The sequence below is a fragment of the Paraburkholderia sp. UCT31 genome (assembly GCF_014397655.1).
GTDB classification, from domain to species: domain Bacteria; phylum Pseudomonadota; class Gammaproteobacteria; order Burkholderiales; family Burkholderiaceae; genus Paraburkholderia; species Paraburkholderia tuberum.
On sequence record NZ_VZQP01000065.1, the window covers coordinates 17,574 to 37,795 of the forward strand.

The 20,222-nt window shown below is 62.2% G+C and carries 20 protein-coding genes, 1 rRNA gene and 2 pseudogenes; 10 read left to right on the forward strand and 13 right to left on the reverse strand.

Annotation, left to right across the window (positions count from 1 at the left end; translation table 11 throughout):
• Positions 1-17: 17 nt before the first annotated feature.
• Together F6X40_RS35500 and hemP are read left to right on the forward strand one after the other, a co-directional pair.
• Positions 18-500, forward strand: coding sequence for an SRPBCC family protein (locus F6X40_RS35500; protein WP_184070189.1), 483 nt, complete (start codon positions 18-20; stop codon positions 498-500).
• Between the two features lie 184 nt (positions 501-684).
• Positions 685-945 (forward strand): hemin uptake protein HemP, encoded by a 261-nt coding sequence (hemP, locus tag F6X40_RS35505; protein ID WP_187631085.1) that lies wholly within the window; start codon positions 685-687, stop codon positions 943-945.
• A gap of 278 nt (positions 946-1,223) precedes the next feature.
• On the opposite strand, the gene F6X40_RS35510 is transcribed toward hemP, so the two are convergent.
• The 5 genes from F6X40_RS35510 to uvrB form a co-directional block, all read right to left on the reverse strand.
• Positions 1,224-2,633 carry a 4Fe-4S binding protein gene (locus F6X40_RS35510; RefSeq protein WP_187631086.1) on the reverse strand — a complete coding sequence of 470 codons (1,410 nt, stop codon included), beginning with the start codon at positions 2,631-2,633 and terminating at the stop codon, positions 1,224-1,226.
• The gene (locus F6X40_RS35515) at positions 2,630-3,475 is read right to left on the reverse strand and encodes an FTR1 family protein (protein ID WP_187631087.1); all 846 of its coding nucleotides are present in this window, start codon (positions 3,473-3,475) and stop codon (positions 2,630-2,632) included. Before F6X40_RS35515 ends, F6X40_RS35510 begins: the two co-directional genes overlap by 4 nt.
• Before the next feature lie 108 nt (positions 3,476-3,583).
• Complete coding sequence (locus tag F6X40_RS35520) at positions 3,584-3,916, reverse strand: cupredoxin domain-containing protein (RefSeq protein WP_184070197.1); 333 nt, start codon at positions 3,914-3,916, stop codon at positions 3,584-3,586.
• A 112-nt stretch (positions 3,917-4,028) separates the two neighbouring features.
• Positions 4,029-4,577: an iron transporter gene (locus F6X40_RS35525; protein ID WP_187631088.1), complete on the reverse strand. Its 549-nt coding sequence runs from the start codon at positions 4,575-4,577 to the stop codon at positions 4,029-4,031.
• Positions 4,578-4,916: 339 nt separating this feature from the next.
• Positions 4,917-7,010 (reverse strand): excinuclease ABC subunit UvrB, encoded by a 2,094-nt coding sequence (uvrB, locus tag F6X40_RS35530; protein WP_187631089.1) that lies wholly within the window; start codon positions 7,008-7,010, stop codon positions 4,917-4,919.
• A gap of 510 nt (positions 7,011-7,520) precedes the next feature.
• Here uvrB and F6X40_RS35535 point away from each other — a divergent pair.
• Complete coding sequence (locus tag F6X40_RS35535) at positions 7,521-8,720, forward strand: amino acid aminotransferase (RefSeq protein WP_187631090.1); 1,200 nt, start codon at positions 7,521-7,523, stop codon at positions 8,718-8,720.
• 155 nt (positions 8,721-8,875) lie between these two features.
• Here the strand turns inward: F6X40_RS35535 and F6X40_RS35540 are convergent, their stop codons facing one another.
• Together F6X40_RS35540 and F6X40_RS35545 are read right to left on the reverse strand one after the other, a co-directional pair.
• The gene (locus tag F6X40_RS35540) at positions 8,876-10,108 is read right to left on the reverse strand and encodes a DUF3734 domain-containing protein (protein ID WP_187631091.1); all 1,233 of its coding nucleotides are present in this window, start codon (positions 10,106-10,108) and stop codon (positions 8,876-8,878) included.
• Between the two features lie 10 nt (positions 10,109-10,118).
• Complete coding sequence (locus F6X40_RS35545) at positions 10,119-10,916, reverse strand: 3-hydroxybutyrate dehydrogenase (protein WP_090803833.1); 798 nt, start codon at positions 10,914-10,916, stop codon at positions 10,119-10,121.
• 235 nt (positions 10,917-11,151) lie between these two features.
• Here F6X40_RS35545 and F6X40_RS35550 point away from each other — a divergent pair, with 235 nt between their 5' ends.
• Positions 11,152-12,123 carry a potassium channel beta subunit family protein gene (locus F6X40_RS35550; RefSeq protein ID WP_184062158.1) on the forward strand — a complete coding sequence of 324 codons (972 nt, stop codon included), beginning with the start codon at positions 11,152-11,154 and terminating at the stop codon, positions 12,121-12,123.
• Positions 12,124-12,242: 119 nt separating this feature from the next.
• Positions 12,243-13,088, forward strand: a complete 846-nt coding sequence (locus F6X40_RS35555; protein WP_184070208.1) for a 23S rRNA (adenine(2030)-N(6))-methyltransferase RlmJ — start codon at positions 12,243-12,245, stop codon at positions 13,086-13,088.
• A 77-nt stretch (positions 13,089-13,165) separates the two neighbouring features.
• Here F6X40_RS35555 and F6X40_RS35560 read toward each other — a convergent pair whose 3' ends face one another.
• From F6X40_RS35560 to cueR, 4 genes are all read right to left on the reverse strand, one after another.
• Positions 13,166-14,206, reverse strand: coding sequence for an ABC transporter substrate-binding protein (locus tag F6X40_RS35560; RefSeq protein ID WP_187619694.1), 1,041 nt, complete (start codon positions 14,204-14,206; stop codon positions 13,166-13,168).
• A gap of 223 nt (positions 14,207-14,429) precedes the next feature.
• The gene (locus tag F6X40_RS35565) at positions 14,430-14,780 is read right to left on the reverse strand and encodes a hypothetical protein (RefSeq protein WP_260336535.1); all 351 of its coding nucleotides are present in this window, start codon (positions 14,778-14,780) and stop codon (positions 14,430-14,432) included.
• Positions 14,781-15,034: 254 nt separating this feature from the next.
• The gene (locus F6X40_RS35570; RefSeq protein WP_018418650.1) at positions 15,035-15,181 is read right to left on the reverse strand and encodes a DUF3563 family protein; all 147 of its coding nucleotides are present in this window, start codon (positions 15,179-15,181) and stop codon (positions 15,035-15,037) included.
• 295 nt (positions 15,182-15,476) lie between these two features.
• Positions 15,477-15,899, reverse strand: a complete 423-nt coding sequence (gene cueR / locus F6X40_RS35575) for a Cu(I)-responsive transcriptional regulator (protein ID WP_018418651.1) — start codon at positions 15,897-15,899, stop codon at positions 15,477-15,479.
• A 134-nt stretch (positions 15,900-16,033) separates the two neighbouring features.
• On the opposite strand from cueR, the gene F6X40_RS35580 reads away from it, so the two are divergent.
• Both F6X40_RS35580 and F6X40_RS35585 read left to right on the forward strand, forming a co-directional pair.
• Complete coding sequence (locus F6X40_RS35580; RefSeq protein WP_090803824.1) at positions 16,034-16,237, forward strand: heavy-metal-associated domain-containing protein; 204 nt, start codon at positions 16,034-16,036, stop codon at positions 16,235-16,237.
• A gap of 11 nt (positions 16,238-16,248) precedes the next feature.
• Positions 16,249-17,199, forward strand: coding sequence for a dTDP-4-dehydrorhamnose reductase family protein (locus F6X40_RS35585; RefSeq protein WP_187631092.1), 951 nt, complete (start codon positions 16,249-16,251; stop codon positions 17,197-17,199).
• A gap of 33 nt (positions 17,200-17,232) precedes the next feature.
• Here the strand turns inward: F6X40_RS35585 and F6X40_RS35590 are convergent.
• A pseudogene (locus tag F6X40_RS35590) lies at positions 17,233-17,424 on the reverse strand (transposase domain-containing protein); the annotation flags it as partial.
• A gap of 81 nt (positions 17,425-17,505) precedes the next feature.
• On the opposite strand from F6X40_RS35590, the gene F6X40_RS35595 reads away from it, so the two are divergent.
• The 3 genes and pseudogenes from F6X40_RS35595 (at position 17,506) to F6X40_RS35605 (ending at position 19,596) form a co-directional block, all read left to right on the forward strand.
• On the forward strand, positions 17,506-17,829 hold the full coding sequence (locus F6X40_RS35595; RefSeq protein ID WP_262421670.1) for a hypothetical protein: 324 nt from the start codon (positions 17,506-17,508) through the stop codon (positions 17,827-17,829).
• Positions 17,826-17,927: pseudogene (locus F6X40_RS35600) on the forward strand (IS110 family transposase); the annotation flags it as partial. The gene F6X40_RS35595 and the pseudogene F6X40_RS35600, both read left to right, overlap by 4 nt.
• Positions 17,928-18,087: 160 nt before the next feature.
• Entirely contained in the window at positions 18,088-19,596 is a 1,509-nt protein-coding gene (locus tag F6X40_RS35605; protein ID WP_187631093.1) for an integrase catalytic domain-containing protein, read from the forward strand.
• Positions 19,597-20,102: 506 nt separating this feature from the next.
• On the opposite strand, the gene rrf is transcribed toward F6X40_RS35605, so the two are convergent.
• A 5S ribosomal RNA gene (gene rrf / locus F6X40_RS35610) occupies positions 20,103-20,216 on the reverse strand.
• Positions 20,217-20,222: the final 6 nt, after the last annotated feature.

Consider the following 20,222-nt stretch of genomic DNA (forward strand, 5'->3'; position numbering starts at 1 on the left):
CATAGGACGCAGTCGTCTTGAATTTCGAACACCTTATTCAGATCAACGATCCGTTGAATCCCTTCGTCGAATCGATGACCCGCGAGCAGCTGTGGGAAGGGCTCGTGCTGCGCGCCGAGCAGCCGCAACTGTTCGTGATGGGTCTCGACAGCTGCACGATCCTGTCGCGCGACGGCAATGTGCTCGAGCGTGAGTTGCACTACGGCCACGCCACTGTGCGCGATCGCGTCACACTGCAGGAAACCGAAAGCGTGCGCTACGACATCCTGCCGACCGCCGAGCACGTCGGCGGCTCCCTGACGATGACGATCGAGCAGCCCGATGAGTTGCAGTTGTTCCTACGCTTCGAGTACGCGACCACGCTGCCCGTCTCGACCGACCAGGACGCCGTGCAGACGCAGGAGATCGTCAAGTCCGCGTATCGCGAGAACGATATCGATACGGTGCGGCTGATCCGCCAGTACGTCGCGGCCGGGCAGGAACCGGGACCGTTGCACTGACATACCGCGCGGGCGCCCTGCCCGCGCTTTCGCGGGGCCATGTCAGAATGGCTTCCAGAATCGCCATCTAGACGCACTTTCATTCAGCTATCAAAACTCGGACCCGATCAATTTATCGATCTTGCAAATAGGAATGGTTATCATTTAGAATGATCACATCGAATCGACGAACAAGCTAAAACGAATGACCGATATGACTCGCTCCTCCACGCTCAGCCTGCGCCGCTCGGCGGCCGCGCTAACCAGCCGCCCGCAATCGTCGACGACGGCCGCGCCCGCGGCGAAACCCGGCGCGCAACGCACCGCCGGCCAGAGCGAGACGTCGGAACGGGTCGTGCGCAGCGACGCGCTGCTGCAAGGCCATAGTCACATCAGCATCGTGCACAACGGCGACACGTATCAACTGCGTGCGACGCGCCTCGGCAAGCTGATCCTGACGAAGTAGCAAGACACGAGGTAAGTACCGGGTATTGTGGGGACCACCTCCCAGAGAGGTGTTAGGCATTAGCCAGCCACGACGGTTTGCACGCGAGAACTAGACCCCTTCGTGCAGACACCAAGCCAGCCGTCGCAGCAAGCCAGGCCGCTTTTTTGGTTCTCGCTCGAAAGCCGATGCGCGCAACGGCGTACATCGCTGAAAATGATAAAGCCGTGGGGTGTCACCATCCCACGGCTTTTCGTTTGCGCCTGCGCCTGCGTTCGCACCGGACACGGGCTAAAGACTTACTTCGAGGCCCAGCCCCAGAACATCAGCCACCACGCGCTATTGACGACCGCCAGCGCCGCGACGAACCACAACATCGCCAGCGCGCGTTGCACGAAGCGCTCGCTGTAGCGGCGCGTGACGAGCCACGCGAGCCATGCGCTCCACGCGCTCGCAATCACGAGAATTGCGATGCGCAGACCCGACGCCCACCACAGCGACACGTGCTCGGCGCGCAGCAACGACAGCGTCGTCGCCGACAAACCAAGGAATACGCCCGCGCCCGCGATCGGAATCAGCCCCTGCGTCAAGTGATGCAGACGCGTTGCGTCGAAGCGCCCGAGCATGCGCGTCGCGCCCGTCAGCAACAGCAGCAGCACGGTGCCGTAGACAAGCGCCGTCGACAGGATGTAGCCGATCAGCAGCGAGCCGTCGAGCCACGAGAACACGTCGTTCTGGTCGGGGTAATGCGTGAACAGGAACCACGGCGCGTTGGTGTCGAGCGGCCACGTGATGTCGCGATCGACGAGCCACGTCGCGGCGAACATCTTCAGGTCGATGAACCAGCGCGACGCGGTCCAGTGGAACGCGCCGATCGCGATGCCGAGCAGGCCGTACAGGATCAGCGCGGTGTCCCACGGGTTCGCCTTCTTGTCGCCCAACTGCACGATTTCGGTCGACGGCTTGCGCCACGTCAGCGCGATCGCATCGCGGTGTCCGCTGCAACGGCCGCACATATGGCAGTCCGCCGCACCCTTCATGTTGCGCAACGGCACGAGCGGCGCGCAGTTGATCGGAATCACGCGATGCCCATGCTCGCCGTTCGTGTACGAGCGGCGCCACGCGTCTTCGTCGACCTTGTAGTGAAACGGCGCGAGCCGTGACAGAAGCGAAAAAACCCCGTTGACGGGGCACAGGTATTTGCACCAGACGCGCTTCTCGCGTCCGTATAGCAGACCGATCACGATTGCCGCGAAGGTCGAGCCGCCGAGCACCAGCAACACCGCTTTCGGATACTGGTAGACGCTCACCATCTGCCCGTAGATCGTCGTGATGCCGAACGCGACGAACGGCCAGCCGCCCCAGCGCATCCAATGCGGAATCGCGCGGCCGCGGCCGAATTTGCTCGCGAATTCGGCGAGCGCGCCCTCCGGACACAGCACGCCGCACCAGACGCGGCCGAGCATCACCATCGACAGCAACACGAACGGCCACCAGATGCCCCAGAACACGAACTGCGCGGCGAGCGTCAGGTTGTTCCACAGATGCGCGGTGTCGTCCGGCAGCGGCATCAGCGCGGGCACGACGATCAGGAACGCATACACCGCGACCACGACCCACTGGATGCCGCGAATCACCGCGCCGTGGCGCTGCATCCACTGGCCGGCCGCCGCGAGGCGGCCCGGCCGGGAAGCCATCACGGCGCTCATGCCGCGCGCCCTACCGTCTGCTGCGCGGGCTTGCGACTGGCGCGGCGCACGAGCAGATAAACGACCGCCCAATACACGGCATAGGCGAGCAGATTCATCAGCGCCGGATGCGCGCGGTAGCCGGTCAGCGTCGCGACGAGCGAACCGAAGGTGCTCGAATCATCGAGAATCGCCGACGAATTCCACAGCTGGTCGACGAGCGTCGGCAGGATTTCCTTGTCGATCAGCTTGTCGACGCCGGTCTGGAACAGCCCCGCGCCGAGGAACAGCAGCATGATTTCGGTGACGCGAAAAAAGAGCCGCCACGAGATGATCTTGCCGCCGAGCTGCAACACGTAGAAGGTCAGGAACGCAAGCGCGAGACCGATCACGACAGCGAGCATCTGACTGCCGTCGACATGACCCGACTGGCCAAAGCCGAGGCCGTACAGGAAGATCACGGTTTCGCTGCCTTCGCGCGCGATCGCCAGTGCGACCAGCAGCGCCACGCCCCACCAGTTCGAATCGCGCTGGCTCTTTTGCAGCGACTGTTCCATGTCGCGCTTCAGCGTGCGGCCGTGCTGCTTCATCCACAGCACCATCTGCACGATCAGCACGCAGGCGATGAGCACCATCGCGGTCTGGAAGTAATCCTGCGCGTCACCGGAGAGCACCTCGGTGAAGCCGACCAGCGCCGCGCCGAGCGCCACCGCCGCGATCACGCCGGCCGCCACGCCGCCCCACAGGTACGGCAAGCCGCGACGGGCGTCGTCGTCGCCGTTTTTCAACCACGCGTACAGGATGCCGACGACCAGCAGCGCCTCGACGCTCTCCCGCCACACGATGAACAGAATCTGACCCATTCAAGCTCTCCCTTCGATCCTTCTACTGCCCGCTTCCGTTGCCTCGCGCGACCGACAGCGCCCGCTTGCCGTGGCGAGTTCGCGTTCGCATTCGATCGAGACCACTGCTTACTTCGCGACGATCACGCCCCGCGCCTGCTGGTGAAAGTCGTCGAAAAACTTGTATTCGCCCGGCTCCAGCGGAGCGATCACGACGAACGAATCGGCGCCCGGCGCCAGAACCTTCTCTTTACGCAACTGCACGCTTTCGAATTCGGCCGCGCCCTTGCCGGTGTTGCGCACTTCGATCTTGATACGCTGGCCTGCCGGCACTTCGATGCGGGCCGGGTTCAGTTTGCCGTCGTTCATTTCGAGCTTGAAGGTCGGCAGGTCGGCTGCATGAGCCGTGGCCGCCAGGCAAAACGTGGCGGCAAGCATCGCGATCTTTCGGTTGATTCTCATTGCCCTTTCCGGAAAACGCGTCGCGCCAACGCCAGATATGACTCCGACTGTCCGCGCGCCGTCTGCTGCATTCACTGATATGTTGAGCGACCGCGTTGGCGCCGCGCGCCGATCAGTAACCGCCCTTCTTGCCGATGCCAGCGAAGGTGAAGTCGTATTCGAGCGTGATTGGCTTGAACCACGGACCCACGCCGGTTTCCTTGTCGACGTGACGGCCGAACGCCATGTGGCCCATTTGCATCGGCGGTTCGACGATCAGCTTCAGGTGATACTTGCCCGGGCCTTGCAGCTTGACGTTGTCGCCGTAGTGCGGACCATCGTTCGCGACCATCGGCATCAGGTCGCCCTTCAACGGCTGGTTCGAGCCGGCCTTCGTCAGTTCGTAGTGCACCTGCAGATACGGCATCCAGTCGCCTTCGGCGAAACCGGTCGAATTGTTCTTGACCGCGTGGATGTCGGACTCGAGGTGAATGTCCGAATCCGACGCCTTGCGCATCATGCCTTCAGGTTCCATCGTGACCGGCTGCAGGTAGACCGCGCCGATTTCCATGCCGCCCTGGATCTGCTGTTTGCCGATCGGATATTCGGCGGCCGAGGCCGACAGCGCCGCGACAGCAGCTACCGCTGCCGCGCCACCGCGCACAAAGGAAGAAATCCGCATTGAAGCTCCTTGTTTCTATCAGACTGGAATCGATTTCATTGAAACACTGCGGCCGCAAGTCAGATGTAAACTTAAATGCGAACCATTCTCAATATTGGGGCGAGTTTATCATCGATCGTTGACGAGAACAAACCTGTCAGCACGCTCTGCCTGATGTCAGCAGGGTCTTAAGGCTCGCTTAAGAAACCTTCGTGCGGCGGGGAAACAGGGACGGAATTCGTCACGGCCAGGTTGGCCGCGCCGACGGCTGCAGCGGGACCTAAAGCGCCGGCCGATGTGAACAGGCGCGGCAAGTAACCGCGCCCTTTCGTGGTGGACAAAGCGGTGGAGGGACGCTAGCTATTCGACGCCCGACACGTGGTCGCCGACGTTCGCGCCGAACACGCGCTGACGCAGCAGCGCTAGCTGGTCGCGGGTCTGCGCGGCCTTCTCGAATTCGAGATTCTTCGCGTGCTCCATCATCTGCTTTTCGAGGCGCTTGATCTCCTTGGCGAGTTGCTTCTCGGACATGTCCTCGAACTTCGCGCGAGTCTGCTGCTCCTTCAACTCGGCGCGCGCTTCGTCGACGTTGTACACGCCATCGATGATGTCGCGAATCCGCTTCACGACACCACGCGGCGTGATGCCGTGCGCGGCGTTGAACGCGATCTGCTTGGCGCGACGCCGCTCGGTTTCGTCGATCGCGCGACGCATCGAGTCCGTGATGTTGTCTCCGTACAGAATCGCCTTGCCGTTCACGTTACGCGCCGCCCGGCCGATGGTCTGGATCAGCGAACGCTCGGCGCGCAGGAAGCCTTCCTTGTCCGCGTCGAGAATCGCGACGAGCGACACCTCGGGAATATCGAGCCCCTCGCGCAGCAGGTTGATCCCGACCAGCACGTCGAACGCGCCGAGACGCAGATCGCGGATGATCTCGACGCGCTCGACCGTGTCGATGTCGCTGTGCAGATAGCGCACCTTGATGCCGTGGTCGGCCAGGAACTCGGTGAGCTGCTCGGCCATCCGCTTGGTCAGCGTCGTGACCAGCACGCGGTCGCCGGCCTTGACGCGCTCGTTGATCTCGCCAAGCACGTCGTCGACCTGGCTGCGCGCCGGCCGCACCTCGATTTCAGGGTCGACGAGGCCGGTCGGACGCACAAGCTGTTCGGCGACCTGCCCCGCGGTCCTCTTCTCGTAATCGGCGGGCGTCGCCGACACGAACACGACCTGGCGCATCTTGCGCTCGAACTCGTTGAACTTGAGCGGCCGGTTGTCGAGCGCCGACGGCAGCCGGAAGCCGTAGTCGACGAGGTTTTCCTTGCGCGCGCGGTCGCCGTTGTACATGCCGTTCAGCTGGCCAATCAGCACGTGCGATTCGTCGAGCATCATGATCGCGTCGGGCGGCAGGTAATCGACGAGCGTCGGCGGCGGCTCGCCCGGCGCCGCGCCCGAGAAGTGCCGCGAATAGTTCTCGATGCCCTTGCAGAAACCGAGCTCCTGCAGCATTTCGAGGTCAAAGCGGGTGCGCTGCTCGAGGCGCTGCGCCTCGACGAGCTTGCCTTGGCTATAGAAGAATTCGAGGCGCTCGCGCAGCTCGGCCTTGATCGTTTCGACGGCGCGCAGCACGGTATCGCGCGGCGTCACGTAGTGCGACGACGGATAGACGGTAAAGCGCGAAATTTTCTGCCGCACGCGGCCGGTCAACGGATCGAATAGCTGCAGCGTCTCGACCTCGTCGTCGAACAGCTCGACGCGCACCGCCATCTCGGCGTGCTCGGCCGGGAAGATATCGATCGTGTCGCCGCGCACGCGGAACGAGCCGCGCTGGAAGTCGGCTTCGTTGCGGCTGTACTGCATCGCGATCAACCGCGCGATGACGTCGCGCTGGCCGAGCCGGTCGCCGGTGCGCAGCGTCAGGATCATCTGGTGGTATTCGGACGGATTGCCGATACCGTAAATCGCCGACACCGTCGCGACGATCACCACGTCGCGCCGCTCCATCAGGCTCTTGGTCGCCGACAGCCGCATCTGCTCGATATGCTCGTTGATCGACGAGTCTTTCTCGATGAACAGATCGCGCTGCGGCACATACGCTTCCGGCTGGTAGTAGTCGTAGTACGAAACGAAGTACTCGACCGCGTTGCGCGGAAAGAACTCGCGGAACTCCGAATACAGCTGCGCGGCGAGCGTCTTGTTCGGCGCGAACACGATCGCCGGGCGGCCGAGCCGCGCGATCGTGTTGGCCATCGTGAAAGTCTTGCCGGAGCCGGTCACGCCGAGCAGCGTCTGGAACGCGAGACCGTCGCCGACGCCTTCGACGAGCGTGTCGATGGCCGTGGGCTGGTCGCCGGCGGGCGGATACGGCTGGTAGAGCTTGAACGGTGAACCTTCGAACGTGATGAATTTTGATTCGTCGAGCGTATCGTCGGCTTCAGTCAGATGGTGTTCGGACATGAGGGGCGGCACCGGGCCTTGGGCAAAGAATCATTCTAACGGGTTGCGGAAAGCGAAGATCGAGCGGGCTTACGTAGGGCGGACCTGGGCGCCGGTGTGTTATGGCCCTTTGCGGACTTGCGCGCCCTGACGGGGTTTACCGCGAACTCCCATGCCGGGCTCTGTCCTCCACGCCACGCGTCATCGTGGCGCAGTCAGCGCCGATGGACAGCGCACCTCGGCCCGTTCGCGCCGTCGACATCGCCACGCCCGCTCGAATTCCTTACTGCCACATGGCTCTCCAGTGCCTGTTTTTCAAGCAAATAATCGCCTTTTGCCCGTCTGGTCGTCCGAAAAAAGCGCCCGGATTCGTTACAATGCGAAGTTGCGCTCGCTCGCCGCTGTCCATAGGGCGTCCCCGATTTTCGCGTTTCGTCGAACTCACGCCCACCCGCGAAACGCCGCAGACGCCCCAGATGAGGCCGCTCGCGCGCGAAGCCGCCCTCTTTTCACTACTGCTGCCCACCCATCATGTCTCTGTTCTCCGCCGTCGAACTTGCTCCCCGCGACCCGATTCTGGGCCTGAACGAAGCTTTCAACGCCGATACGCGCGCCACCAAGGTCAACCTCGGCGTTGGCGTGTACTTCAATGAAGAAGGCAAGATTCCGCTGCTGCGCGCCGTGCGCGAGGCGGAAATGGCCCGCGTCGAAGCCGCGCTGCCGCGTGGCTATCTGCCGATCGAAGGTATCGCCGCTTACGATGCCGCAGTGCAAAAGCTGCTGCTCGGCAACGACTCGCCGCTGATCGCGGCCGGCCGCGTCGTCACGGCGCAGGCGCTGGGCGGCACGGGCGCGCTGAAGATCGGCGCGGACTTCCTGAAGCGCGTGAATCCGAATAGCAAGGTCGCGATCAGCGATCCGAGCTGGGAAAATCACCGCGCGCTGTTCGAAGGCGCGGGCTTCGTCGTCGAATCGTATCCGTACTATGACGCGCAGACGCACGGCGTGAACTTCGACGGCATGTTGAGCGCGCTGAACAGCTATGAGGCGGGCACGATCGTCGTGCTGCACGCGTGCTGCCATAACCCGACCGGCGTCGACCTCAGCGTCGAGCAGTGGAAGCAGGTCGTCGAGGTCGTCAAGGCGCGCAACCTCGTGCCGTTCCTCGATATCGCCTACCAGGGCTTCGGCGACAACATCGAAGCGGACGCGGCAGCCGTGCGTCTGTTCGCGGCGCAGGAACTGAACGTGTTCGTGTCTTCGTCGTTCTCGAAGTCGTTCTCGCTGTACGGCGAGCGCGTCGGCGCACTGTCGATCATCACCGCGAGCAAGGAAGAAGCGGCGCGCGTGCTGTCGCAACTGAAACGCGTGATCCGCACCAACTACTCGAACCCGCCGACGCACGGCGGCTCGGTAGTCGCGGCCGTGCTCGCATCGCCGGAACTGCGCGCGACGTGGGAAAGCGAACTGGGGGAAATGCGCGAGCGCATCCGCGCGATGCGCAATGGTCTCGTCGAGCGCCTGAAGGCAAGCGGCGTTGATCGTGACTTCAGCTTCGTGAACGCACAGCGCGGCATGTTCTCGTACTCGGGTCTGACGGCACCGCAAGTGGACCGTCTGCGCGAAGAGTTCGGTATCTATGCGGTCAGCACGGGCCGCATCTGCGTGGCTGCGCTCAATACGCGCAACCTCGACGTCGTCGCCACCGCGATTGCTCACGTGCTGAAGTAAGGCGATTCACAGCGCGGAGGTTTGCCGTGCAAGTGCAGCAGGTTCGCCGCTGCCACCGCCTGTAAAAACGGCGCCCTTTTCTGAAAAGGCGCCGTTTTTTTATTTTCTGACGGTTCGGCCTTGGTTGGCGCAGCGTCGGGGCTCTCCGCGAGGAATCAGCGCGAATCCCGATGAATATCGTGCGTGACGAACCCGGCATCGTTTTCCGGCATATCGAGCCAGTCGGGCTGCTCGAGAGAACGGAGAATATCTTCGAGACCGCTTCGCCAATGCTCGCGCATCGTCGACAGACCGAATTGATAGTCCTTGTAGTGTCCTTCGTATTCCTTGTGCCGGTAGATCAGGTGAATCACGTTGTAGCGCTTTGAACACGACAGATCTTCGGCCAGCTTGCACCACGGATCGTCGCGTTGGTCTTCTGGCACACGGTCCAGCACCTCGCGCAGTACGTGGCGGAAACGCTGCGAGCGCTGCAGCATGTCGGTCACGAGACGCGTACGGCTCGAATACTGGATGTCTTTCATGCGCCCCTGCACGTCGGTGAGGTTGTCCGGCACCGGCCCGATCGCACTCCATAGGTCGACCTGAAACGCGAGCGTGTCGCGACGCGGCGTGGACTGGAGCATCTCGTAGAGCGGGGTATTCGACATCAGGCCGCCGTCCCAGTAGAACTGACCGTCGATCTCGACGGCCGCGAAGCCCGGCGGCAACGCGCCAGACGCTATGAAATGCTCGGGCCTGAGCGTGGTGTGGGTATTGTCGAAGTACGCGAAATTGCCCGTGCCGCAATTCACCGCGCCCACCGACACGCGTATTTCGCCGGAATTAATCCGGTCGAAATCACACAGCGACTCGAGCGTGGCCTTCAGCGGCGTGGTGTCGTAGTAGCTCGCCAATTGCGGCGGACCGGACACCGTGGGCAACGGCGGCGGGAAACGCGGCACGAAAAAGCCCTTTTGCCCTTCGACGATCGCGCTCATTGCCTGCGCTGCCGTAAATGCCTTGCGCACCGCTTCGCTCGAATTGAACAGCAGGTGCTCGATCGGAGCCGGCAAGGGCGCCCCGAACGCCGGCTGGCAGATCGTCTCCCAGAATTGCAGCAGACGCTCGACGCGTCGTTCCGGTGGATTGCCCGCAATGATCGCCGTATTCAGTGCACCGATCGAGATACCCGCGATCCAGTTCGGTTCGATGCCGGCTTCGTAAAGTCCCTGAAAGACGCCGGCCTGATAGGCGCCGAGCGCGCCGCCGCCTTGCAGCATCAGCGCGACAGTTTCGTAGTTGGGCAACCGGAGATGCCGGCGCGGGCGGGGGGCGACCGACGGACCCGCGCCCTCCCCGTCGCCCGACACGCCCGCCCGCGCCCGCTTCAGATTGCGTTGCGCCATGGGCCGCCCCTTAGTGCATGTACCAGCCGTGGCTCACGACGAACGACTGGCCGGTCAGCGCCGCGCTCGGGAATGTCGACAGGAACAGCACGGTCTGCGCGACGTCTTCGACCGTCGTGAAGATACCGTCGACGGTACCGCCCAGCATCACGCGCTTGATCACTTCCTCTTCGCTGATGCCGAATTCTTTCGCCTGCTCGGGAATCTGCTTGTCGACGAGCGGCGTGCGCACGAAGCCCGGACACACGACGTGCGAACGCACGTTATGCGCAGCGCCCTCCTTGGCAAGCACGCGCGACAGGCCCAGCAGAGCGTGCTTCGCGGTCACGTACGCCGACTTCAGCGGCGAGGCGAGATGCGAGTGGACCGAGCCCATGTAAATCACGACGCCGCCGCGATTGTCCTTGTACATGTGCTTGAGCGCGGCCTTGGTGGTCAGGAACGCGCCGTCCACGTGAATGGCCTGCATCTTCTTCCAGTCCGAAAAAGAATAGTTTTCGATCGGATTGACGATCTGGATGCCGGCGTTGGAAACGAGAATGTCGATCGAACCGAATTCCTCGGCGACCTTGTCGATCCCCTGGTTGACGGCATCTTCGTTCGTCACGTCCATTGCCACGCCGATTGCCTTACCGCCGCCCTTTCTGATTTCTTCAGCCACGGCGTTCGCGCCGTCCTGGTTCAGGTCGGCGATCGCGACCGCAGCACCCGCGGCCGACAGAGTCAACGCGATCTGTTTGCCGATGCCGCTCGCGGCACCAGTGACGACGGCAACTTTGCCGTTCAGATTCGAGTTCAGAGACGACATCCAGAACCTCCATGCAGTTGATGAGCAATGAGACCACGAGACCGCGCGCGGCGAGAAGTCGGCCAAACGGTATAGACCGTTCGGCGGATGCAGCGCGGCGGCCGACTTTGCTATTGTGCATGAACCCTGTACACGACATAGGTAAAACGCACATCGAACCGTATCTCTTTAAACTGGACGCTTTCGGGCTGAATCCGGGCTCCATTCCCGTGGCATCACCAACCAGGAGACATGCATGAATTATCGACGTCTGGGCCGCTCGGGCCTGCAAGTGAGCGAGTTGTCCATCGGCTCATGGGTCACGTACGGCAACCAGGTGGATCACCGCGCCGCGCGCGAATCGCTTGCCGCGGCGCGCGACGCGGGCGTCAATTTCTTCGACAACGCCGAAGTCTACGCGGGCGGCAAATCCGAGGAGATCATGGGCCATGCGTTGAAGGAGCTCGCGTGGCCGCGCGTGAGCTACGTCGTGTCGACGAAATTCTTCTGGGGACTCAACGAAGCGCCGAACCAGTACCACACGCTGAACCGCAAGTACCTGATGAACGCGATCGACGCGTCGCTGAAGCGCCTGCAGCTCGACTATGTGGATCTCGTGTTCTGTCATCGTCCGGACCCGAACACGCCGGTCGAGGAAACGGTGTGGGCAATGAGCGACATGATCGCGCGCGGCAAGGCGCTGTACTGGGGCACCTCGGAATGGAGCGCCGACGAGATTCGCGCCGCCTATGAAATCGCCGAGCGGCATCATCTGCACAAGCCGGTCATGGAGCAGCCGCAATACAACCTGTTTCACCGCAAACGCGTCGAGCAGGAATACAAACGGCTCTACGAGGACATCGGCCTCGGCCTGACCACGTGGAGCCCACTCGCATCGGGTCTGCTCACCGGCAAATATCGTGACGGCGTGCCAGCCGACAGTCGCGCGCAGTTGCAGGGCTATGACTGGCTGCGTCAGCAGCTCACGGACCCGACCCGGAACAACGTGGTCGGCCAGCTCGGCGCGGTCGCCGACGAGCTCGGCTGCACGGTCGGTCAGCTCGCGATCGCGTGGATTCTGAAGAATCCGAATGTCAGCACGGTGATCACGGGCGCCTCGCGGGTCGAACAGATCGGCGAAAACATGCAGTCCGCCGAGGTGGCCAAGCGCATCACACCGGAGATAAAGCAGCGGATCGAGGAGATCATCGGCGACGCGCACGAGTAATCGCGCGCGCAGCGCCATGCACCGGGTGGCTAACCGGGCACGCGCGGTCGCGTACAATACGCGACCGCGCGTCGCCGGCTCCTTCGGGCCAGCCTGCGCTCTCTCAGCGTCCTCTCATCATGCTCAGCTACCGCCACGCCTTTCATGCCGGCAATCACGCCGACGTTCTGAAACACGCCGTCGTGTTGCAGCTCCTGCGCTACCTTGGCCAGAAGGACAAGGCCTACTGGTATATCGACACCCACGCGGGCGCCGGCGTTTACTCGCTGAAGGAAGGCTACGCGACGAAGACCGGCGAGTTCGAGACGGGTATTGCGAAACTGTGGGGCCGCAACGATCTCCCGCCGCTGTTCGCCGAATACGTCGATGAAGTCAGCGCGCTCAATGCCGATGGCCAGTTGCATTTTTATCCGGGCTCGCCGTATCTCGCGTGGCGACAGCTGCGCGCGCAGGATCGTATGCGGCTCTTCGAATTGCACAGCACCGAAATCGACGTCCTGCGCCACAATTTTCGCGACGCGGGCCGACGCGCAATGCTGTATGCGGGCGACGGCTTCGACGGGATTCTCACGCTGTTGCCGCCCGCGCCGCGCCGCGCGCTGATCCTGCTCGACCCGTCGTATGAAGACAAGCGCGATTACGGGCGCACGCTGCGCTGTGTCGAGGAAAGTCTGAAGCGGTTTCCGACCGGCACGTATGCGGTCTGGTATCCGCAGGTCAAGCGCCCTGAGTCGCAGCGCTTTCCCGATCAACTGAAGCAGCTGCAGAAGGACAACTGGCTGCACGTCAGCCTGACCGTCAGCAATCCGCCGGAAGACGGCTATGGGCTGTTCGGTAGCGGCATGTTCATCCTGAATCCGCCGTATACGCTCGCCAGGACGCTGAAGGATCAGATGCCATGGCTCGTCAAAACGCTCGGCGAGGACAAGGCTGCGACGTTCAAGGTCGAATATCGCGGCAATTGAACGTGATGAGCGGCGCGTGAGCGTGCCGCGCGCGGTTCCCCGTCACCTGTCTTGCGCAACCCGTTCTCCGCATACGCTCACTTGAACTGCGCGGCCGCCTTGCTCGCGAACTGGTTCGTATAGGTAGCACTCAGATCGATCTTCTTCGGATCGAGCCGGCTATCGAACGACGACAACGCGCGCAGCGACGTCGCCGGGCCATCAGCGGGCATCAGTCCGTCCGGCGAATACGCATCGCGCACGTTGTGAAAGGCGTCGAGATAGAGCGTCGGGTCACCCAATAGATAGGCTTGCGGCACCATCTTCAGCAGATCCGCGTCGCTCGCAGTCTGCAGCCAATGATTCGCACGCACGATCGCGTTGGTCAGCGCCTGCGTTGTCTTCGGATTTTTCTGGATGAAGCTTTCGGCCGCGTAAAGCGTCGCCGCGGGCATCATGCCGCCGAACACCTCCTGCGTGCCTTTCACCGTGCGCGTATCGACAAGCACCTTGATGGCGCCGCTACGCGTGAGCTTGGTCATCATTGGATCGACATTGGACAGCGCGTCGATCTGCCCACTGCCCACCGCGGCCAGCACCGTCGCGCCGCTGCCGACACCGATCGCCGAAATGTCGCTGCGCTGCACGCCGGCCTTGCGCAACGCAACGGTGAGCACGAGATCCGTCGACGAACCCGGTGCGCTCACGCCGACCTTCGCGCCTTTGAAGTCCGCGAGCGACTTGATCTGATCGGCCTTCGACTTCACCACGCCGATCACGATCTGCGGTGCGCGGCCCATCAACACGAACGCGCGATAGTGCTGACCCTTCGCCTGCATGAACAACGTGTGCTCGAACGCGCCCGCGCCGACTTCGGCGCTGCCGCCCACCACCGCTTCGAGCGCTTTCGAGCCGCCCGCGAAATCTTCGAGCGTGACGTTCAGGCCTTCGTCCTTGAAGTAGCCGAGCTGCTGTGCGGCGAGGACCGGCAGATAGTAGAGGCCAGGTAAGCCGCCGACGGCCATCGTCAGTGTCGGCATTTCCGGCGTGTCCTTCGCGAACCCAGCGCCGGGCAACGCAGCCAGTGCGAGCAGCATCACGCAGGTGCGCGTCGCACGCTGCATCCATTGATTGAGCATGGTGACGTCTCCTTGTTGTGTGTTCCGTTCGAAGCAGTGACGCAGGCGCACTTGCCGAGATCGAAGCTCACGGCGACGAGGCGTGCAACGATTGTCGTCGGACGGTTTCACGGACGCCATGCGCCCAAACCCGAATGAGATGGTCGGGTGCGAGGCAAGCTGGCGTATGGGGGAGAAACGGGACCGCAGAAGCACCGCCGACGATCTCTCGCGCCGTCGGTACCTATTGCGGAAGGGGCACCGCTCGAGGCATCGGCCGCGGCGGCACGCCACCACCCGCCGGCAATTGGATATACGGCGCGACCACGAACGGCGGCGACGATTCCGCAGGCAGCTCGACCGGTGCCGCGATCGGCGGCGCGGCGACGATCGGCTCCGGCGCAGGCGGCGAGCTCAGCAGTACGGTACCGCTCTGGCCATTATTGACGCCGCCAAGCGTATCGAGGATCACGGGGGGACGCCCGTTATCGGACACTGCGAATGCGTCCGAGGCGGCGCAGAGGGCGGCGAGCGTCGCGATGGCGGCCGCGGCCATCACGGCTCGGAAAGTTTGCAGCGAACGGACGGAGGACATGGACAGCCCGATTGGTTATGAATGCCGTCTTGCGCGAAAAACGCCATACATTACCGCGGGCCGCGTTACGAAGCTAGTCGATATTCGCCATCAGCAGCTTTCTTGCGTCGTTCACTCGAAAAAACGTCGAAGGCACACGCGGATTTCGATGTCCAGATACGACAAAGCCCCGCTTTGACGGGGCTCGACATTGGTACTGCAACTGCACGGCCGCGCAAAAGCAGGCGCCGCCAGGTCAAACTCAAAGCGGAAACTTACAGCGAATAGCCGTTGGTTTCGAGCGAACGGATGCGCTGTTCGAGCTGAACGATATCCGACGACGAGGCGAGATATGCCTCACGACGGCTACGTTCCGCGGTTTCGAACCAGGTGCTGAGCTTCTCAAGAATGAATGCAAACATGATGTTCTCCAAGGATCAGATCGAATCCCCGGTGATTTGACATCAGGGATTTCCCATAAAAGGGTTAACCCGCATTATAGCCTCAAGGTGCAACCTGAACAGTGAAATGCCCGCATGGTGTGCATTCCGTTTTGGAATAGTGCACCGGTAAGGTGCAATGCAGTTCCTGATTTTATTGGGATTCATCCAGGCGTCCTTTAAGTGGACGTCATTTCCGCAAGTTTTATGCGCACTTTCGGTGCATGAATCGCTCGACCTTAAGAATCGGCAGGCCGGGTTGCAGTTCGATTAGCCGCTAAAGCGGACGGCAACCTTGTCCCGATACAAGATCGGTGTCCGCCAGTCGCTCGATAATCGGACAATCTGGCCGGTCATCACCATGGCAATGATCGGCCAGATGCGCGAGAGTGTCGCGCATGTCCGTCAGTTCGGCGATGCGGCGATCGAGTTCGGCGACATGTTCGAGCGCGATCCGCTTTACTTCGGCACTTGCACGCGAGCGGTCGTGCCATAGAGCAAGCAGCCGCCGGATATCCTCGACCAGAAATCCGAGCCGGCGAGCCTGGCGAATAAAGCGCAAGGAATGCACTTCCTGCGGGCCATACACGCGATAACCGGCACTCGTGCGCGCCTTCGCAGTCAATAGGCCGACACTTTCGTAGTAGCGGATCATTTTTGCCGTAACGCCGGACACGCGGGCCGCTTCGCCTATGTTCATGACTGTTTCCTCAAGGTTGCGGCTGAACTCCAATCGATCCTACACCTTCCCATGGTAGGAAGGTCAGCTACCCAAACAAGGTACGGCAGGCATAATTCGACTATCCGCAATCTGATTCCGCCGAGGTCTTTGCAATGACAATCGAACTCCATGTAGAAGGCATGAGCTGCCAGCACTGCGTTGCCGCTGTCACGAGCGCGATTCGCGAGCACGACGCCGCCGCGCAGGTTCAGGTGGATCTCGCGACCGGCCGCGTGCTCGTGGAGTCGGCGCAACCCGTCGATGCGCTGAAGGCCGCGATTGACGAGGCCGGATACACGGTCACGTCTGTGCGCTGAGGGTGCCGCGCATGTTCAAGGTTGCCGTAATAGGTGGTTCCGGATTGCTCGGCCGCGCGCTCAACGACGAACTCGCGCGCCAGACCGGCTGGCAGACCGTCTCCACCGCATATAGCCGAACGTCTCCGCGAATGGTCGCGTTGGATGTTCGCGATAGCTTTGCGGTCGAGCGTTTCATCGACCGCGTAGCGCCGGATGCCGTCGTGATTGCCGCGGCGGAGCGCCGTCCCGATGTATGCGAGCGCGACCCGGCGCTTGCTCGCGCGCTGAACGTCGATGCCGTGCGAATGATCGCCGGGGCGGCGAACCGACACGGCGCGTGGACACTGTCGATCTCGACCGACTATGTGTTCGACGGCACGCACCCGCCCTATCGTCACGACAGCACACCTGCGCCACTGAACGCGTACGGACAGAGCAAGCTCGAAGGCGAGCGAGCGCTGACCGACACGGCCGAGGGCGGATGCGTGCTGCGTCTGCCGCTGCTATATGGTCCGATCGTCAGTTGGTCGGAATCGGCCGTGACTAGCCTCGTGCCGGCGATTGCAGCAGCGGCGGCGCCGGGGGCCCAGGCTGCCAGGATGGACGCTTGGGCGATCCGCTATCCTACGTTCACGCCCGATGTCGCTTTCGTGATCCGACAGATGCTCGAGCGGCACGCGCGCGGCGAAACGGTCTCTGGCATCGTGCAATGGTCGGGCGACGAACCGATGAACAAGTACGAGATCGCCGTGCGCCTGGCAGAAGCGTTGCAACTCGACGCGCGTCTGACGCCCCAGCGCACGCCCACCGACGCGACGCCGCGCCCGCACAACTGTCATCTGGCATCGAGCCGTTTAGAGGTACTCGGAATCGGCCGACGCACGCCTTTCGATATGGCGATCCGGCTGGTGCTGGCCGCGTTTCCGTGGCAGGGACAGGCCAACTTCCGTATGATCCGGCACCTTGCGTGCGTGCGGTAAGCGGCTGGCGAACCCACGTTGACGGACGGTGAATCAGGCGACAGCGGTAAGAGGTTGCCAGCTATGTGGCAGCAATGCGGCGATGTCGCTTGCCCTGTGGGTGGGCGGCCGTGTCCCGATGTCTTTCAGATATGCGTGGGGTTCGTGACCGTTGAGTTGCGCTGAGCGGATGAGGCTCATGATTGCGGCCGCACGTTGGCCAGCGCGCAGCGACCCGGCGAACAATCAGATCCTACGTAGCGTGAGAGTCGTCAAGGCCCGAGTCGTAAGATTGACCGTGCCAAGGTTTGCTCAACGGAGGGCATCATGGACGCAAATCACGTTACCGGACCACATGCTGAGGGCGTCATCCTGGCAGTGTCGCTTGAACTGTCTGCCGCCCAGTGGAAGGTCGCGCTTCACGACGGATTCAGGGAGAAGCCGGCGGTCCGCATGGTCAGCGCGCCACAGGCGAACTTGCGACTGCAGGCCGTTCTCGAACTCATCGCGCAGCACAAGCAGAAGTGGTCGCTGCCGTCGAACGAGCTAGCGTCAAGACTAATGGGATGGACGCCCCACCCGAAGCGGCATCAACGTGCCAAAGTGGATGTGTCGAAGCAACCACCTGACCGAGGGGAGCGCCCATCATGAAGATTACGACAGTTGGCATCGATCTGGCGAAGAACGTTTTTGCCGTCCATGGTGTAAATGAGCATGGTCGAACGGTGCTGAAGAAAGTGCTCAAGCGAAATGTAGATTGTCAATTACGATGGCCGCCCGAGGGACAACTATCTTGGCCGGCGCATTGACTCATCAGAAATGCAACTCGCGCTGACCTGTTGCCTCACGTAGTTTGCTACCCGCCGGATTGTCCGGAGAGAGCGACACGAGGTGACAAGGCAAATCAGCATGACGACACGTAAGGAGTTGGTCGCAGCATTGCAATTGCGGTATAGCGGCGCGGCGTTTGGTGACCGGATCAGGATTCTCGACGAGTTCGTGGCTCTGACCGGGTATCACCGCAAGCACGCCATCCGGCTGCTGCGGGAGCAGCCCGGCGCGGTAAAGGGGGCGCGCGAGCGCAACCGGCTGTACGACGAGGCGGTACGCCAGGCACTGACGGTGTTGTGGGAAGCGGCCGACCGGGTTTGCGGCAAGCGCCTGAAGGCGTTGATCCCGAAGCTGGTTGATGCCATGGAGCGGCACGGCCATCTCGATCTGGATCCCGTCATCAAGGCCAAACTCCTTGATGTCAGCACGGCGACCATCGATCGCATGCTGGCCAATGCACGTTTGGCGATCGACGGGCAGCGCAAACGCCGCAAGGGTGTGGGCTCGGCCATCCGGCGCAGCATCCCGGTGCGTACCTTCGCCGACTGGCGCGATCCGCCGCCGGGCTTCTTTGAGATCGACATGGTCGAACACTGCGGCGGTCCGAAGACCGACGGTGACTTCGTCCACACGCTGACGCTGACCGATATCGCCAGCGGCTGGACAGAATGTGTGGCCATGCGGGTACGCAACCAGATGCTGGTTATTGAAGCCTTTGACAAGGTGTCCGCCGATCTGCCATTCGCGATGCTTGGAGTGGACTCGGATAACGACACCGCATTCATGAACCAGAGTGTCTTCGACTACTGCAAGGAACATGGCCTTGAGCAGACCCGCTCGCGGGCCTACAGGAAGAACGATCAGGCCTGGGTGGAACAGAAGAACGGCTCCGTCGTGCGACGGCTGGTCGGCTATGGCCGCCTGAGCGGCACCGATGCGAGGAGCGCGCTGGCGCAGCTATACGCGTCATCGCGGCTGTACATTAACTTCTTCCAGCCTTCCTTCAAGCTGAAGTCCAAGACGCGCGACGGCGCGCGGGTGCACAAAGTCTACTTTGCGCCGGCGACGCCGTGCGATCGGCTTCTGGCACACGACAGCGTCGAACCCGCTATCAAGGAAAAGCTGAAGGCGCAGTTCAACAGTCTCGATCCTGTGCGGCTGCTGCAGGAGATGCGAACGGCTCAGCAGACATTGAGCGAGTTCGCGGCCCGCGGTGTGCGCGCTGAAGCAGCGCCAGCAAGCGAATCCGATGTTGCCGTCTTCCTCGCGAGCCTCTCTTCGGCATGGAAGGAAGGGGAAGCACGTCCGACGCACAGAAAGCAGCCCAAGGCAAAGCACTGGTGGAAAACCCGGGTGGATCCGTTCGCCGACGCGTGGCCGGTTATCGAAGGGTGGCTGATCGCCGAACCAACTGTGTCAGCCAATGAATTGATGGACCGGTTGGCGACGATGGTTCCGGATGCATATGCGAGCAAGGCACAGCTTCGAACGCTACAGCGTCGGGTCAAGGCATGCCGCGCCGAGCGCGTGAAAGAAATGGTCCTGGGCTGCCTGCACAAGTCCGCCGAGACGCCCGCTGAAGTGTGAGCTGCGGAAAATTTGAAAGTCGGCGGGGGCCGGGCGCTCCGCGCCCGGCAAACCCCCGAAAGAAAAGAAGAAAGAAACCGAAACGACAACAATCCGTCGGGTAACATTCCTTCGTGAGGCAACACGACCGGCCAAGGTAATTGTCGTTCTCTACCCGCCGTTGCGCTTCGACCTTGAAACCGCCCTTTCCACGTAATGATTTGGCTTACTGATACGCATAAGACTATCCGATATAGTAAGAGAGTCCTTGTGTCCTTAGATACGTGCGGGAGGCTAGCGTTGAGCGCGGGAACGCCACCGAGCAGCGCTCGGGACGAGCTAGACGCTTGTTTGTGCGCAGGTCGTATGCGCAAAAAAGCGTCGATCAACAGGCTACTTTTGGCAGTGGCTGGCAACGGCGTCCGAGCACGCTTATTGTTCGTGCTCGGTCGAGCATGTTGCTGTTGATTTGGGCCGCGTAAACGCAGAAACCCCACCGCGGCGGGTGGGGTTTCTGACTGGGGGGAGCCTGACGATTACCTACTTTCACACGGGCAATCCGCACTATCATCGGCGTGGAGTCGTTTCACGGTCCTGTTCGGGATGGGAAGGGGTGGGACCGACTCGCTATGGTCATCAGGCATGAC